The organism is Streptomyces sp. NPDC056480, from assembly GCF_042795405.1.
In the GTDB taxonomy this organism is placed as follows: Bacteria; Actinomycetota; Actinomycetes; order Streptomycetales; family Streptomycetaceae; genus Streptomyces.
In genome coordinates this window covers 180,809-195,977 of the sequence record NZ_JBHTSA010000001.1, presented here as the reverse complement: position 1 = coordinate 195,977, position 15,169 = coordinate 180,809, and the positions used below count along the sequence as shown (strand labels likewise).

12 protein-coding genes are annotated in these 15,169 nt (G+C 72.6%); 7 read left to right on the top strand and 5 right to left on the bottom strand.

The genetic code is table 11. From position 1 onward, the window contains the following. Window positions 1–22: 22 nt before the first annotated feature. Together ACFQ79_RS00900 and ACFQ79_RS00895 are read right to left on the bottom strand one after the other, a co-directional pair. Window positions 23–934: an ABC transporter permease gene (locus ACFQ79_RS00900; RefSeq protein ID WP_383578501.1), complete on the bottom strand. Its 912-nt coding sequence runs from the start codon at window positions 932–934 to the stop codon at window positions 23–25. Beyond that, the gene (locus tag ACFQ79_RS00895) at window positions 931–1,893 is read right to left on the bottom strand and encodes an ABC transporter ATP-binding protein (RefSeq protein ID WP_383578748.1); all 963 of its coding nucleotides are present in this window, start codon (window positions 1,891–1,893) and stop codon (window positions 931–933) included. The genes ACFQ79_RS00900 and ACFQ79_RS00895 overlap by 4 nt, the downstream gene beginning before the upstream one ends. 285 nt (window positions 1,894–2,178) lie before the next feature. On the opposite strand from ACFQ79_RS00895, the gene ACFQ79_RS00890 reads away from it, so the two are divergent. From ACFQ79_RS00890 to ACFQ79_RS00865, 6 genes are all read left to right on the top strand, one after another. Beyond that, window positions 2,179–3,012 carry a M24 family metallopeptidase gene (locus ACFQ79_RS00890; protein WP_319315192.1) on the top strand — a complete coding sequence of 278 codons (834 nt, stop codon included), beginning with the start codon at window positions 2,179–2,181 and terminating at the stop codon, window positions 3,010–3,012. After that, window positions 3,012–4,805: an SDR family oxidoreductase gene (locus tag ACFQ79_RS00885; protein ID WP_383578498.1), complete on the top strand. Its 1,794-nt coding sequence runs from the start codon at window positions 3,012–3,014 to the stop codon at window positions 4,803–4,805. The genes ACFQ79_RS00890 and ACFQ79_RS00885 overlap by 1 nt, the downstream gene beginning before the upstream one ends. 134 nt (window positions 4,806–4,939) lie before the next feature. Continuing rightward, on the top strand, window positions 4,940–5,887 hold the full coding sequence (locus ACFQ79_RS00880; protein WP_383578495.1) for a MerR family transcriptional regulator: 948 nt from the start codon (window positions 4,940–4,942) through the stop codon (window positions 5,885–5,887). A gap of 122 nt (window positions 5,888–6,009) precedes the next feature. Then, window positions 6,010–6,582 (top strand): RNA 2'-phosphotransferase, encoded by a 573-nt coding sequence (locus ACFQ79_RS00875; protein WP_383578493.1) that lies wholly within the window; start codon window positions 6,010–6,012, stop codon window positions 6,580–6,582. Window positions 6,583–6,618: 36 nt separating this feature from the next. Further along, a complete protein-coding gene (locus tag ACFQ79_RS00870) occupies window positions 6,619–7,071 on the top strand; it encodes a hypothetical protein (protein ID WP_383578492.1) in 453 nt (150 codons plus the stop codon). Between the two features lie 25 nt (window positions 7,072–7,096). Further along, window positions 7,097–7,990, top strand: coding sequence for an LLM class flavin-dependent oxidoreductase (locus ACFQ79_RS00865; protein ID WP_383578489.1), 894 nt, complete (start codon window positions 7,097–7,099; stop codon window positions 7,988–7,990). An 83-nt stretch (window positions 7,991–8,073) separates the two neighbouring features. Here ACFQ79_RS00865 and ACFQ79_RS00860 read toward each other — a convergent pair whose 3' ends face one another. After that, on the bottom strand, window positions 8,074–8,595 hold the full coding sequence (locus tag ACFQ79_RS00860) for a DUF6083 domain-containing protein (RefSeq protein WP_383578487.1): 522 nt from the start codon (window positions 8,593–8,595) through the stop codon (window positions 8,074–8,076). A 259-nt stretch (window positions 8,596–8,854) separates the two neighbouring features. Between ACFQ79_RS00860 and ACFQ79_RS00855 the strand changes: the two genes are divergently transcribed. After that, entirely contained in the window at window positions 8,855–9,736 is an 882-nt protein-coding gene (locus tag ACFQ79_RS00855; protein ID WP_383578485.1) for an HAD hydrolase family protein, read from the top strand. Window positions 9,737–9,815: 79 nt separating this feature from the next. On the opposite strand, the gene ACFQ79_RS00850 is transcribed toward ACFQ79_RS00855, so the two are convergent. Continuing rightward, window positions 9,816–11,528, bottom strand: coding sequence for a GAF domain-containing sensor histidine kinase (locus ACFQ79_RS00850; RefSeq protein WP_383578483.1), 1,713 nt, complete (start codon window positions 11,526–11,528; stop codon window positions 9,816–9,818). A gap of 48 nt (window positions 11,529–11,576) precedes the next feature. Beyond that, window positions 11,577–15,167, bottom strand: a complete 3,591-nt coding sequence (cydD, locus tag ACFQ79_RS00845) for a thiol reductant ABC exporter subunit CydD (protein WP_383578481.1) — start codon at window positions 15,165–15,167, stop codon at window positions 11,577–11,579. Between the last annotated feature and the right edge of the window lie 2 nt (window positions 15,168–15,169).

Sequence of the window (15,169 nt, the reverse complement as noted above, 5' to 3'; positions counted from 1 at the left end):
GTGGCGGGCGACGGGAGGGCTGTCACAGCCCGACCTTTCGGTAGCGGCGCATCAGGATGCCGTACGAGCCGGCGACGAGCGCGAGGACGACCAACAGATAGACCGCGCCGACACCGGCGCCCGGTCCCTCGCCTCCGGGGAAGGAGGAGGGCGCGCCGAGGAAGGCCGTCTGCACGCCGTCGATGAGCGTGATCGGCGAGAACAGGCCGAGCCAGGAGATGGCGCCGAGGTTGTCCGTGCCGTACGCGATGCCCTGGAGCGTGGAGACGGCTCCGTACGAGATCGTCAGCGCGCCGATCACGGCGGCGACGCCGAAGCCGCGGCGCGGGGTGAGCGCCGCCATCACCAGTCCGACGCCGCCGAACAGCAGCGAGAGCAGGGCCACGGAGACCAGTCCCTGGCCGAACATCTGCGTCTGGGTGCCGAAGTCCATCTTGGCGAGCAGGGAGCCGATCCAGAGGATCACGAGGGGGACCGCGGTCAGCAGGAAGAGCGCCGAGGCCATCGCGCCGAACTTGGCGAGCACGTAGTCCGCGCGCTCGATCGGCCGGGAGAAGTACAGCGGCACGGTCCGGAACCGGAGGTCGCGGGAGACCGACTGCGGCGCCTGGGAGGCCAGGTAGATGCCGATGACGACCTGGAGGAAGATCGCGTACTGCGTGTACTCGATCGACAGCTTGGACTGCTTGGTCACGACCGCGACCGCGACGATGATCAGCGCGGGGACGCACATCACACCGAAGAGCAGCATCGGCAGCACCTTGGACTTGGCGCTGCGGCCCAGCCCGTACGCGCCGCGCAGGGACTGCGAGAACAGCGACCTGCGCGCGTACGCCCGGCCCAGACGCGGGCCGTCGTAGGAGCGGTAGCCGATGTTGTGGATGCGGGTCGTGTCGGGAGCGGCCTGGGAGGGCTGCGGGATCTGGGTGCTCATCGGGCCGGCACCTCCTCGTGCTGGGGCGCCTCGGGACGGAAGACCTCGGCGATGTGGTGGCGGCGCTGCTCCATGCGGACGAGGCCGAGGCCGAGGTCGGCGACGGTGTCCCGCACGAGGTCGTACGTCTCCTCGCCCGCGGCCTCCATGAGAAGGATGTGGCCGGCGCCGGGCAGGCCCTCCTCCACGCCCGCGTGGAGCGTGACGCCCGCGGCGGTGAGGGCGGCGCGGAGGGCCGCCGTACCGTCGGTGTGGGTGTCGGAGTCGGTGACCTCGACGGCGAGGGTCGTCGTCGTCCGGGTGAAGTCGCTGGTGGAGCTGGAGCGGAGGAGCCGGCCGCCGTCGATGACGACGACGTGGTCACAGGTGCGCTCCAGCTCGCCGAGCAGGTGCGAGGTGACGAGGACCGAGATGCCGAAGTCGGTCCAGACCCGGCGGATCAGTCCCAGCATCTCGTCCCGGCCGACCGGGTCCAGACCGTTCGTCGGCTCGTCCAGGAGGACCAGCTTCGGGTCGTGGACCAGGGCCTGGGCGAGCTTCACGCGCTGCTTCATGCCGGTCGAGTAGCCGCCCATCGGGCGGTACCGCTCCTCGTACAGACCGACGTGCCGCAGGGTGTCGGCGGTCCGCTCGCGGGCGGCGGTCGCGGGCAGCCCGGACATCCGCGCCATGTGGACGACGAACTCGGTGGCCGAGACGTCCGGCGGGAGGCAGTCGTGCTCGGGCATGTAGCCCACGCGCTCACGGATCTCGGCGCCGTGCGTCCGCACGTCCATGCCGAGGACCTGAGCGGTGCCCTCCGTGGCGGGGGAGAGTCCGAGCAGGATTTTGATCATGGTGGACTTGCCGGCTCCGTTGGCACCCACGAGTCCGGTCACACCGGGTCCGATGTCCAGGGAGAGCCGGTCAAGAGCGGTCACCCGGGGGAACCGCTTGCTGAGGCTTTCGGTCGCGATCACAGTCACGCCTTCGACGGTAGTGGCCTGCGCCACAGCGGTCGTCAGCCCAACGGCTCGATCCTTGTCCGACCAGAGGAGTACAAGCCAGTAGGGGGGCTCGCGACGAAAGTCTTTCTCCACAGGCCCGCGGCTGCTCGCGGCGCGACGGGACGGCCACTTTTCCACAGGGCGTCGTCCGACCCCTTGACGCAGCCGCCGAGCATTGTCACATTCATCGGTGTCAAGTTACGGACGCGTAGCGCAGTCGGGCGCTCACACGGGACGGCGGGTGGCATGGCCTCAGCGATGACAGGCGAACTCTCCGCGGAGCTGCGGGGGTTCAGGGAAGTACAGCGGCTCTCCTACGCGTGCGCGGAGGCCGTCGCGGCCCAGCTGAAGCCGGGGGTGACCGAGCGCGAGGCCGCGCGGATGCAGCGCGAGTGGCTGTACGAGCGGGGGGTGCGGGACTGGTTCCACCGGCCGTTCGCCTGGTTCGGGGACCGCACCGCCTTCGTCGACTTCAAGATCCCGCTGCAGTTCTTCCCGACGAACCGGCGTCTGGAGGCGGGGATGCCGTTCATCCTCGACATGGCCCCGGTGTTCAAGGGGTACACGGCCGACATCGGTTACAGCGGCTGCCTGGGGCTCGACCCCCTGCACGACAAGCTGCTCGCCGATCTCCAGGACCACCGCGAGCTGATCCTGCGCGAGGTGCGCGAGCGCCGCACGCTCCGCGAGATCTACCAGGACGTGGACCGGCTCATGGTCCGCCAGGGGTACGCGAACCGGCACCGGGCCTATCCCTTCGGCGTCATCGCCCACAAGATCGACCGGGTGAAGGAGCGCCGCTGGTCGCCGACCGTCTTCGGCTTCGGCACGCAGGCGCTCAAGGGCCTCGCGAGCGACGCCCTGCACGGGCACCGGGACGGCTGGTCGCCGCTCTGGTCGCCGTACACGTTCTCCGACCACCCGCCGCAGCCCGGCCTGTGGGCGGTCGAGCCGCACCTCGGATTCCGGGGGACGGGCGCGAAGTTCGAGGAGATCCTGGTCGTCACCGACTCCCGGGACCCCGAGCAGAGCGCGTTCTGGCTGGACGACGATCTGCCGCACGTGCGGCGCTGGAACGAGGGGGCGGTCTGATGGCGGGGCTCAACGGAGCGCGGGAGCGCTGGGTCCGTACGGGCGGGATCGAGCTGTGTGTCGCCGAACTCGGCGAGGAGGGCCGGCCCACCGTGCTGCTCGTGCACGGCTACCCGGACTCCAAGGAGGTGTGGACGGAGGTCGCCACCCGGCTCGCCGCGGACTTCCACGTCGTCCTCTACGACATCCGCGGCCACGGCCGCTCGACCGCGCCGGCACCGCTGCGCGGCGGCTTCACCCTGGAGAAGCTGACGGACGACTTCCTCGCGGTCGCCGACGCCGTCAGCCCCGACCGGCCGGTCCACCTCGTCGGCCACGACTGGGGTTCGGTGCAGTCCTGGGAGTTCGTGACCGTCCCGCGCACGGAGGGCCGGATCGCCTCCTTCACCTCCATGTCGGGGCCCTCCCTCGACCACTTCGGGCACTGGATCAAGCGGCGGATGACCCGTCCCACTCCGCGCAGGGTGGGCCAACTCCTCGGCCAGGGAGCCAAGTCCTGGTACGTGTACATGCTGCACACGCCCGTGCTGCCGGAGCTCGCGTGGCGCGGCCCGCTCGGCAGGCGCTGGCCGAAGATCCTGGAGCGCGTCGAGAAGGTCCCCGCCGGCGACTACCCGACGCCCTCGCTGCCGAGCGACGCGGCGCACGGCGCCTGGCTCTACCGGGACAACGTCCGGGCCCGCCTCGGCAGGCCGCGCCCCGACGCGTACGCGCACGCGCCCGTGCAGCTGATCACGCCGACCGGGGACGCCTTCCTCTCCGAGCGGCTCTACGACGACCTGGGCGACTGGGTGCCGGAACTGACCCGGCGCACGCTGCCGGCGAAGCACTGGGTGCCGCGCACGCGGCCCGACCAACTGTCCGCCTGGATCGGCGATTTCGTCCGGACCCACGAGGAGCCGGCGACCAGGGCTCCCGCGCCGGTCGCGACGACGGTGGCGAAGAGCGGCGTCAGGCCTGCCCACGCGGAGCGGTTCGGCGGCCAGCTGGTCCTGGTGACCGGGGCGGCCAGCGGCATCGGGCGGGCCACCGCCTTCGCGTTCGCCGAGGCCGGAGCGCGGGTCGTCGCCGTCGACCGGGACACCGAGGGCGCGGTCCGCACGGCCGAGATGGCCCGGCTGATCGGCGCCCCGGAGGCCTGGGGCGAGACCGTCGACGTCGCCGACGAACAGGCGATGGAGAAGCTCGCCGCCAAGGTGGCGAGCGAGTACGGAATCGTCGACGTCCTCGTCAACAACGCGGGCATCGGGCTCACCGGCTCCTTCTTCGACACGACCAGCGAGGAGTGGAAGCGGGTCCTCGACGTCAATCTGTGGGGCGTGATCCACGGATCCCGGGTCTTCGGCGCGCAGATGACGGCCCGCGGCCAGGGCGGCCACATCGTCAACACCGCGTCCGCCGCGGCGTTCCAGCCCTCCCGCGCCCTGCCCGCGTACAGCACGTCGAAGGCGGCGGTGCTGATGCTCAGCGAGTGCCTGCGCGCCGAGCTGGCCGACCAGGGCATCGGGGTGTCCGCGATATGCCCCGGCATCGTCAACACCAACATCACGGCGACCGCGCGGTTCGCGGGGGTCACCGACGAGGCGGAGGAGAAGCGGCGCCAGCGGAAGGCCTCCCGGCTGTACGGCCTGCGGAACTTCCCGCCGGAGAAGGTCGCGGACGCGATCCTGGGGGCTGTCCTGGACAACCGCGCGGTCGTCCCGGTGACACCCGAGGCGCAGGGCGCGCACTTCCTGTCCCGGCTCAGCCCGGGGACGCTGCGGGCCTTCGCACGGTGGCAGCCGCCGGCCTAGGGCCTGTCCGACCCTGATCCGGCCTGAGCGACAAGACACCCCCTGGGGCGGGCCGGAGCGGCGGTCGTACGATCGGTCCCCTGCAGGAGGGCCCCGCGGCGGCGGGGTGGAGCGAGCGGTCGGTGGGAGCGGGTTTGTCCGAGCAGTCAGCACAGCCGGAGTACCGGATCGAGGATCTCGCCCATCACAGCGGGGCCACGGTCCGGACGATCCGCGCCTACCAGGACCGCGGGCTGCTGCCCCGCCCGGAGCGGCGGGGCAGGTCGAACGTGTACGGGGACGCGCACCTCGCGCGGCTCCGGCAGATCGCCGACCTCCTCGACCGGGGCTACACCCTGGCCTCGATCAAGGAACTCCTGGAGGCCTGGGACACCGGTCGGGGACTCGGCGGCGTGCTCGGTCTCGTCGCCGAGGTGCACGGCCCGTGGACGGACGAGGAGGCGGACCGGATCTCCCGCGCGGAGCTCGACGCCCGCTTCGGCGGCACACCGGACGAGGCGGCCATTCTGGAGGCCGTCGAGCTCGGCGTACTGGAGCCGCTTCCGGACCGGGAGTCGGAGGAGTACCTCGTACCGAGTCCCCAGGAGCTGGCGGTAGCGGCCGAGTTGTACGCGGCGGGGGTGCCGCTCGCGGCAATCACCGGTCACCTGAGGGAACTCAGGGACCAGGTGGAGCACATAGCGTCCCGTTTCCTGGAGTTCACGACCGAGCACGTCTTCGCTCGCTATCTGGAGCACCGGCCTCCGACGGACGCGGACGCGAGCGAGGCGGCGACGATGGTCCGGCGTCTTCGGCCGCTGGCCCAGCAGACGGTGGACGCCGAACTGGCTCGGGCGATGCGGCTGTTGGCCACCCGGCATCTGCAGCTCCATCTGTCGCCGCACGCGCCTCCGGTGAAGGACGACGAGCCGCGGCCGGTGGCGCTACCGGCCGGGACGGTGCGGGCCGTTCAGAATCTGGTGGGACCGGAAGGGGTCGCGGCCTTCGTCGCGGCAGCCACCGAACGAGAGCTCCATAAAAGGACATTGGACTCTCTTGCCTCAAGTCACCACATTGGTGGTGAATTTACTCAATCCACTTGAAAATCAAGGAGTGTTGTCCACAGAATCGCCAACTAGCCTGTGGATAACTCACTTTGGCTGTGGATCAAACCTGTGTACCAAAATCAATGGCCCGCCGATGCCGGCTCCGCCATCCTGACGGAATGACCCGACGACAGCCCCCACCACAACCACCGGACGAACGCCGTACGGTGAGGATCTCGAAGTACCTCTCCAAGCATCTGCGCCACCAGCCCGAGCGCATCGGCCTCGTCCTCGACGCCCAGGGCTGGACGGAGATCGACGCGCTGCTCGCGGCGCTCGCCCGGAACAACTTCCCGATCACCCGCGCGGAACTCGACCACGTCGTCGCGACCAACGACAAGAAGCGCTTCGCCGTCGAGGGCACCCGCATCCGCGCCAGCCAGGGCCACACCGTCGAGGTGGACCTCGACCTGCCGCCCGCGGAACCGCCCGCGTACCTCTACCACGGTACGGTCGCCGCGGTGCTTCCCGCGATCCGGACGGAGGGGCTGCGTCCCATGGCCCGCCACCACGTCCACCTCTCCCCCGACCGGGAGACCGCCACCCGGGTCGGCGCACGCCGCGGCCGGCCGGTCGTGATCGCCGTCGACGCCGGAGCGATGCACCGGGCCGGACACGTCTTCCGTGTCAGCGCCAACGGGGTCTGGCTCGCGGACGGCGTCCCGCCCGAGTTCCTCCGCTTTCCCGGCTGAGACCGGCCCGCGACCCGTTGAGGCATGATCGTTCCCATGGCTCACCCGCACCTGCCCAGCACCGAAGCAGCCGTCGTCGCGATCCGCGAGCTCGCCCGGGAGTTCAACCTGGAGATGACGGTGACCGACGACATCGGCGCGGACCAGACGTCCCGGCGTACGTCCTCCGGCGCGTTCGCCGTCGTCGACGAGGACGGCTCGCTGCCGCACGAGGCCTATGTCGAGCTCGGCGGCTCGCCTTCCGTCACCGTCCAGATCTTCCCCGAGGACGACGCCCGGATCATCGTCGACGGCATCGAGTTCGCGGACGTCCCCCGCGATTCCGTCCCCGCCTTCGTCCGCGCGGTCCACGGCGGCATCGCCCACGTGAAGGGACGTTTCTTCCCGCCCGGCTGGTGGCTGGTCGTCCCGCTGCCCGGCGACGAGACGTACAAGGAGCTCGTCCCCGGCCCCTCGCTCACCCCCTGGATGAACCGCAACGTCCGCTGATGCCCCCGCGCGTATCGTGGCAGTCATGCGCTTGAGTACGGTGATCCTCCCCATCCACCGATGGAGCGAGGGGCAGAAGACCTGGCAGCGAGCCGAAGAACTCGGCTTCCACGCCGCTTACACCTACGACCACCTGTCCTGGCGGACCTTCCGGGACGGCCCGTGGTTCGGGGCCCTGCCCACGCTCACCGCGGCGGCCGCGGCCACCGAGCGGATCCGGCTCGGCACGCTCGTGACCTCGCCGAACTTCCGCCACCCGGTGACACTCGCAAAAGAGCTGATGGCCCTCGACGACATCTCCGGCGGACGGATCACGCTCGGCATCGGGGCGGGCGGCAACGGCTTCGACGCCACCGCGCTGGGGCAGGAGCCGTGGACGCCGAAGGAGCGCGCCGACCGCTTCGCCGAGTTCGTGCCGCTGCTCGACCGGCTCCTCACCGAGGACGCGGTGACGCAGCGCGGCACCTTCTACTCGGCGGACGAGGCCCGGAACATCCCCGGCTGCGTCCAGCGCCCCCGCCTGCCGTTCGCGGTCGCGGCGACCGGTCCGCGCGGACTGAAGCTGGCGGCCCGGTACGGGCAGGCCTGGGTGACGACGGGTGACCCGAAGATCTTCGAGGAAGGCACCCCGGAGCAGTCGGTGGCGGCGCTGCGCGGCCAGATCGAGAAGCTCGGCAAGGCGTGCGCCGAGACCGGACGCGAGGTGGCCGAGCTCGACAAGATCCTGCTGACGGGCTTCACCCCGGACCGCGGCCGGCCGCTGGAGTCCGTGGACGCGTTCGTCGACTTCGCGGGGCGCCACCGCGAGCTGGGCTTCACCGAGATCGTGATCCACTGGCCGATCCCGGACTCGGACTTCGCCGCCGACCAGCGGGTCTTCGAGCAGATCGCCACGGAGGCGCTCGGCCGGCTGGGCTGACGGCACGACGCCCGCGCCCGGACCGACTTCTCCGACGCCCGGGCCGCCGACCCGGTGTGTTCGAGTGGTGTCCGCCCGGTGGATCAGGCGATCCGCCGGGCGTGGGCCCGCCACAGGGCCAGCAGGACGAGGGAGCCGACCGGTTCCGGACCTGCCGCGCAGACGTCGAAGTGACTGACTCGGCACGTGTCGGACGGCACGGCGGAACCCAGGTTGACCGCGGTCCCGTCCCCCGCGACACGCCATCGGCTGCCCGCCGGGACGGTGGAGGTGGCCAGCTCCCCGGGCTCGATCATGATCCAGCGGCCCCGCACCGTCCGGTGCCAGACGCCCCGGCCCCCGCACCGCCGGCAGGCGGAGGTGGCCGGCCCCGCCGCCCTCGGTACGGCGGGTGTGGACCCCCCGGAACGGGGCTCCGGTACGCCGACGGCCGCCCGCCGCACGTCCCGTATCGCCTCCCCGAAGCGGACGTCCCGTACGGCGCCGCCGCCGCGCACCGCGAACGACGCGGCGTCGACCAGACCCGCCAGGACGTCCCCCACCAGCACCGGGTCCCGGACGGGATGCGCCGCGCCCGCCCCCTCGCACCGCGGGCAGAGGAGCATGCCGAGACTCGGGACCCACGTCCCGTACGGCGCACCGCAGGAGTCGCACTCGTCGTTTCTCCGGCCCGAGCCCATGCCCCGCCCCCTTGAGACGTCATCAGCTCTCAGAGATCTTCCCCGTCAGCCCGAAAACGAACGGACGTTTACGGCCACGTCGGGGCGTAAGCACCCGGCCGCCGGGGAAGGGTCCGCCCGAAACCGGCCACTCATATGTGCGGCTCCCCGCACGCCCGTGCGTTCGGTGCGGAAGAATGGTGCGGTGACCACTCCCCGTTCCCCGCGCACGCCCGCCCCGACGGTCCGACTGATCGCCACCGACCTCGACGGCACGCTCCTGCGTGACGACAAGTCCCTGTCCGAGCGCACGGTCGCCGCCCTCGCCGCCGCCGAGCAGGCGGGGATCGAGGTCTTCTTCGTGACCGGCCGCCCGGCCCGCTGGATGGATGTCGTCAGCGACCACGTCCACGGCCACGGCCTCGCGATCTGCGCCAACGGCGCCGCCGTCGTCGACCTCCACTCCGGAGGCACCTTCGTCGAGGTGCGCCCGCTGGAGCGGCCGGCCGCCATGGACGTCGTCGTGGCCCTGCGCGCCGCCGCGCCCGGGACCTCCTTCGCGGTCGAGCTCACCACCGGCATCCACTACGAGCCGCACTACCCGCCGTTCCACCTCGACCCCGGTGCGACCGTCGCCACCGCCGAGAAGCTCCTCTTCGAGGAGGCGCCCGGCGCCGCGGCCCCGGTCCTGAAGCTGCTCGCCAAGCACCCGGACCTCGACCCCGACGTCTTCCTCGCGGTGGCCAGGGAGGCCGCCGGAGACCGGGCCTCGTTCACCCGCTCGGGACCCTCCGCCCTCATCGAGATCAGCGGCCTCGGCGTCTCCAAGGCGTCGACCCTGGCCCGGTGCTGCGCCGAGCGCGGGATCACCGCCGACGAGGTCGCGGCCTTCGGCGACATGCCCAACGACATCGAGATGCTGAGCTGGGCGGGCCGTTCGTACGCGATGGGCGAGGCGCACCCCGATGTGATCGCCGCCGCCTCCGGCCGTACGGTCGGCAACAACGAGGACGGGGTGGCCGTGGTCGTCGAACAGCTGGTGGCCGAGGCACTGCGCGCGGCCGGAACCACGGCACCGCAGGGCTGAGCCACAGCCCGGCAGCCGCGGGTCTCAGGCCTCGGGCCAGACGCCACAGGTCCCAGAGCACAGGCCCGAGACCGCGCCCCTACAGCGGCGCCTCCCACACCACCGTCGTCCCGCCGCCGTCCTCCCCGATGCCCGGGCCGCACCAGCTCGCACCGCCCAGCGACTCGGCCCGGCGTGCCAGGTTGCGCAGACCGCTGCGCCGCCCGCCCGCCGGGATGCCGATGCCGTCGTCGGCCACCTCGAGCCGTACCCCGGCGGAGCCGTCGGGCAGGGTGACGCCGGCGTCGACGACCACCTCGATCCGGCTCGCCTCCGCGTGCCGGAAGGCGTTGGACAGCGCCTCGCGCAGGGCGGCGATGAGGTTCTTGCCGGTGAGTTCGCCGACCGTCGCGTCGATCGCGCCGAGGAAGCGGTGGGCGGGCTTGAAGCCCAGCGGCACGGCCGCCATGTTGATCTCCCGCAGTACGCGCGTGCGCAGCCCCGACGGGGCCTCGGCGGGGCCCTGCTGGAGCGCGAAGATCGCCGTACGGATCTCCTGGATGGTCACGTCCAGCTCGTCCACGGCCTTGCCGACGCCCTCGCGCACGGCCGGGACGATCGACCGGCGCTGGGCGCTCTCCAGCATCATGCCGGTGGCGAAGAGCCGTTGGATGACGAGATCGTGCAGGTCACGGGCGATCCGGTCGCGGTCCTCGAACACGGCGAGACGCTCCCGGTCCCGCTGCGCGTCGGCCATCATCAGAGCCAGCGCCGCCTGCGAGGCGAACTGGGTGGCGAGCGTCCGCTCCGTCTCGGTGAACTGACGCCCGCCCCGCACCCGGGGGGTGGCGAGCGCGCCGAGCACCCGCCCGCCGCTCTGCAGCGGCAGCATCATGCTGGGGCCGTAGGGGGAGGTCAGCCGGCTGATCATGCGGGGGTCCGACGAGGCGTCCGCCACGAAGACCGCCTCGCCCTCCAGGAGCCGGCGCACGACGGCGCTCTCGGGAGGGATCACCACTCCCAGCGACTTCGTGGGCCGGGGCGAGGAGACGGCGACGATCTCCAGGCCGCCGTCCTCGGCGGGCAGCATCACGATCCCCGCGTCGGCGTCGGCGAGACGGCGGGCCTGCTCGGCGACGACCGTGAGGGCGTCGTCCGCGTCCCCGCCGGAGAGCAGGGCGGTGGTGACGGCGACGGAGCCGTCGATCCACCGTTCGCGCTGGCGGGCGGCCTCGTACAGGCGGGCGTTGCCGATGGCGATGCCCGCCTCGGTGGCGAGCACCCGGACCATGTGGACGTCGTAGTCGTTGAACTCGCCGCCGCCGTTCTTCTCCGCGAGGTACAGGTTGCCGAAGATCTCGCCCTGGACCCGGATGGGAACACCGAGGAAGGTCCTCATCGGCGGGTGTCCGGGAGGGAAGCCGGCGGATCGCGGATCGGCGGAGAGATCGGCGAGGCGGATCGTCCGGGGGTCGCGGATGAGCGCGCCGAGCAGGCCCGCGTGGCCGTCGGGGCGGTGCCCGATCCGGCGGGCCACCTCCTCGTCCACGCCGAAGGTGACGAAGTCGGACAGGCCCTTGCCCTCCTCGTCGACGACGCCGATGGCGGCGTAGCGGGCGTCGGCGAGTTCGGCGGCGGTCTCGCAGATGCGGTCGAGGGTGGAGTGGAGTTCGAGCCCGGTGCCCACCGAGCGCATGGCTTCCAGGAGCTGTGGCACGCGGGCCGTGAGCTCCGTGGACAGCCCCTGGAGGCTGCGGGTGGCCTGGGTGGCGGCTTCCAGGGGGTCCGGGGCGTCGGACGCTGCGGCGGTCATGGGCTTGAGCCTAGTAAGTCCTATTTGGCGAGAAAAGTCAGCCGGGGCCTACGGTCGCGGCTCCAGGTGCTCCCGGTCGCTCCCAAGGGTCGTCTCCGCGCCCGCTCCGACGGCCAGCAGGTCGGTCTCCCGCTCCTGTTCCAGCATCCGGCGCAGGGGTCCGTCCGCCTCGGCGAGTTCCGCGTACGGGCCGCGCTGCACGGTCCTGCCCTCGTCCAGGACGAGGACCTCGTCGACCGCGTCGAGTCCGTGCAGCCGGTGGGTGATGAGGACGGTCGTACGGCCTTCGGTGGCCCGGAGCAGATCGTCGGTGAGCGCGTCGGCGGTGGCCAGGTCCAGGTGCTCGGCCGGCTCGTCGAGGACGAGGACGGGGAAGTCGGCGAGCAGCGCGCGGGCGAGCGCCAGGCGCTGCCGCTGACCGCCGGACAGCCGGGAGCCGTGCTCGCCCACGAGGGTGTCGAGCCCCTCCGGGAGTCCGTCGACCCAGTCGAGCAGCCGGGCCCGGCGCAGCGCCTCGCGCAGTTCCTCGTCGCTCGCCCTGGTACGGGCGAGCCGCAGGTTCTCGCGGACGGAGCTGTCGAAGAGGTGGGCGTCCTGGGCGCAGAGGCCGACGAGCCGCCGCACGGCGTCGCCTTCGAGCTCCCCTGCGGGCACCCCGCCGAGCCGGTACACCCCGGACTCCACGTCCAGGAACCGCAGCAGCACCTGGGCGAGCGTGGTCTTGCCGGAGCCCGAGGCACCGACGACGGCGACCCTGCGTCCGGCCTCCAGGGTGAGCCGGAAGTCGGCGAGCGCCTCCCGGTCCTGCCCGGCGTGCCGGGCGGAGAGCCCGGACAGTTCCAGGGGGAACGGGCTCGCCGGGGGAGTCGCGGGCCGGTCGGGCTCGTGTACGGGGACGGGGGCGTCGAGCACCTCGAAGACCCGCTCGGCACTGTGCTTGACGCGCTGCCGGTACTGGACGGCGAGCGGCAGCCCGGTGACGGCCTCGAAGGCGGCGAGCGGCGTGAGGACGACCACGGCGAGAGCCACGCCGTCGAGCCGCCCGTCCGCCACGGCCCGGACGCCGACGACCGCGGCGGCCACGACCGTCAGGCCGCAGACCAGGGCGGAGAGTCCGGCGCCGAGCGCGGCGGCCGCGGCCTGCCGGGAGGCGATGCCGGTGAGGGTGCGGTCGGCGGCCCGCGTCCGGTCGATCCGGTCGCGCAGGGCGCCGGCGACGGTCAGCTCGGCGCAGCCGCGCAGCAGATCGGCCACGGCGGTCGCCAGGGCGCCGCGCGCGGGGGCGAGCCGCCGTTCGGCGCGGCGGGCGAGCGCGCCGCTGACCGCCGGCACGAGGACACCCGCGACGAGCAGGCCCACGGCGAGGACGGCACCGGCCTCGGGCAGCAGCCAGGCGGTGAACCCGGCGGAGGCGACGCCCACGACGAGCGCGGCGCCCGCGGGGAGCAGCCAGCGGAGCCAGTAGTCCTGGAGCGCGTCGACGTCCTGGACGAGCCGGGAGAGCAGGTCCCCGCGGCGGGTGCGGCGCAGTCCGGCGGGTGCGATCCGCTCCAGGCGCCGGTAGACGGAGACGCGGAGCTCGGCGAGCATCCGGAGGACGGCGTCGTGCGAGACGAGCCGCTCGGCGTACCGGAAGACGGCCCGCCCGATGCCGAACGCGCGCGTGGCGGTGACGGCCACCATCAGATAGAGCACGGGCGGCTGTTCGGAGGCGCGGGAGATGAGCCATCCGGAGACGGCCATGAGTCCCACGGCGGACCCGAGCGCCAGACTCCCGAGCAGCAGCGCGAGCCCCATCCGCCCCTTGAGCTCGCCGGCCATGTCCCGCACCCGTGTGAGAACGGCCGCCGGACCCGTGGTGGGTGCGTGTTCCGCCTCGGACGGAACCGCTGGGCGCGACCCCACAGCGGCGCTGCCCTCCGGCTCCGCACCCGCGCCACCGGCGCCCGCGCTGCCCGCAGCCGCACGACCGGCACCGGCGCCCTCGCCCGACGGTGCCGTGCCGACCTGGACCACCCGGTCCGCGACCGCGAGCAACGCCGGCCGGTGCGCCACCAGCAGCACCGTCCGTCCCGCCGCCAGCCGCCGCACCGCGTCGACGACCCCTGCCTCCGTCTCTCCGTCCAGCGCCGCCGTCGGCTCGTCGAGCAGCAGCACCGGCCGGTCGGCGAGGAAGCCCCGCGCCAGCGCGAGCCGCTGCCGCTGGCCCGCCGAGAGTCCGGCCCCGTCCTCACCGAGCGGGGTGTCGAGCCCCTGCGGCAGCCCCGAGACGAACCCGTCCGCCCCGGCGTCCCGCAGCGCCTCCCGTACCGCCTCGTCCGAGGCGTCCGGACGCGCGAGCCGTACGTTCTCGGCGATCGTCCCCGCGAAGAGGTACGGCCGCTGCGGCACCCAGGCGATCCTCGACCGCCAGGCCTCCAGGTCCAGCGCGGCGAACGGCTCGCCCCCGATCCGTACAGAACCGCCCTCCTCCGGCACGGCGAACCCGAGGACGACGTCGAGCAGCGTCGACTTCCCCGCCCCGCTCGGCCCGACCAGGGCCACCGTCTCCCCGGGCTCCACCGTCAGGGACATCGCGTCCAGCGAGGGCTCGGTGCGCCCGGAATGACGTACCGTCACGCCCTCCAGCTCCAGCCGTACGGACGCCGGAACCGCGCTCCCGCCCCCGTCCCGTACCGGCTCCTCCAGGACGTCGAAGATCTCCTCCGCCGCCGCGAGCCCCTCCGCCGCCGCGTGGAACTGCGCGCCGACCTGCCGCAGCGGCAGATAGGCCTCGGGCGCCAGGATCAGGATGACGAGCCCGGTGTACAGGTCGAGCTCACCGTGGACGAGTCGCATGCCGATGGTCACGGCGACGAGCGCGACCGAGAGGGTCGCCAGGAGTTCCAGGGCGAAGGAGGAGAGGAAGGCGATCCGCAGCGTGCGCATGGTCGCCCGGCGGTACTCCGAGGTGATCGCGCGGATGGACTCGGCCTGGGCCTTCGCCCGCCCGAAGATCTTGAGGGTGGGAAGCCCGGCCACCACGTCCAGGAAGTGCCCGGAGAGCCGGGAGAGCAGCTTCCACTGCCGGTCCATCCGGGCCTGAGTGTACCAGCCGATGAGGATCATGAAGACCGGGATGAGCGGCAGGGTGACGACGATGATCGCCGCCGAGACCCAGTCCTCGGTGACGATCCGGGCCAGCACCGCCACGGGCACGACGACCGCGAGCCCGAGCTGGGGCAGATAGCGGGCGAAGTAGTCGTCGAGGGCGTCCACACCGCGCGTGGCGAGGGCGATCAGCGAGCCGGCCTTCTGGCCGCTGAGCCAGCCCGGACCGAGCGCGGCCGCACGGTCGAGAAGCCGGCCGCGCAGTTCGGACTTGACCGCCGCGCTCGCCCGGTGCGCGGCGAGCTCGGTCAGCCAGGAGACCAGCCCCCGTGCCGCCGCGATGCCCGCGAGCAGCAGCAGGGGGGTGGTCAGGGCGGAAACCGACCGGCCCTGCTGGAAGGACCCCACCACGATCTCGGCGACGAGCATCGCCTGGGCGATGACCAGCGCCGCCCCGACGAGGCCGAGCGCGACCACCGCGATCAGGAAGACGCGGGTGGCCCTGGCGTACCGGAGCAGGCGCGGATCGATCGGTTTCACGTGAAACATGC

Bases quoted from the DNA above. Each gene is read 5' to 3' on its own strand.
- ACFQ79_RS00885 (WP_383578498.1), top strand. From the start codon at position 3,012: ATGGCGGGGCTCAACGGAGCGCGGGAGCGCTGGGTCCGTACGGGCGGG.
- ACFQ79_RS00890 (WP_319315192.1), top strand. From the start codon at position 2,179: ATGACAGGCGAACTCTCCGCGGAGCTGCGGGGGTTCAGGGAAGTACAG.
- ACFQ79_RS00900 (WP_383578501.1), bottom strand. From the start codon at position 934: ATGAGCACCCAGATCCCGCAGCCCTCCCAGGCCGCTCCCGACACGACC.
- ACFQ79_RS00860 (WP_383578487.1), bottom strand. From the start codon at position 8,595: ATGCTCCTCTGCCCGCGGTGCGAGGGGGCGGGCGCGGCGCATCCCGTC.
- ACFQ79_RS00875 (WP_383578493.1), top strand. From the start codon at position 6,010: ATGACCCGACGACAGCCCCCACCACAACCACCGGACGAACGCCGTACG.
- ACFQ79_RS00870 (WP_383578492.1), top strand. From the start codon at position 6,619: ATGGCTCACCCGCACCTGCCCAGCACCGAAGCAGCCGTCGTCGCGATC.
- ACFQ79_RS00850 (WP_383578483.1), bottom strand. From the start codon at position 11,528: ATGACCGCCGCAGCGTCCGACGCCCCGGACCCCCTGGAAGCCGCCACC.
- cydD (WP_383578481.1), bottom strand. From the start codon at position 15,167: ATGTTTCACGTGAAACCGATCGATCCGCGCCTGCTCCGGTACGCCAGG.
- ACFQ79_RS00865 (WP_383578489.1), top strand. From the start codon at position 7,097: ATGCGCTTGAGTACGGTGATCCTCCCCATCCACCGATGGAGCGAGGGG.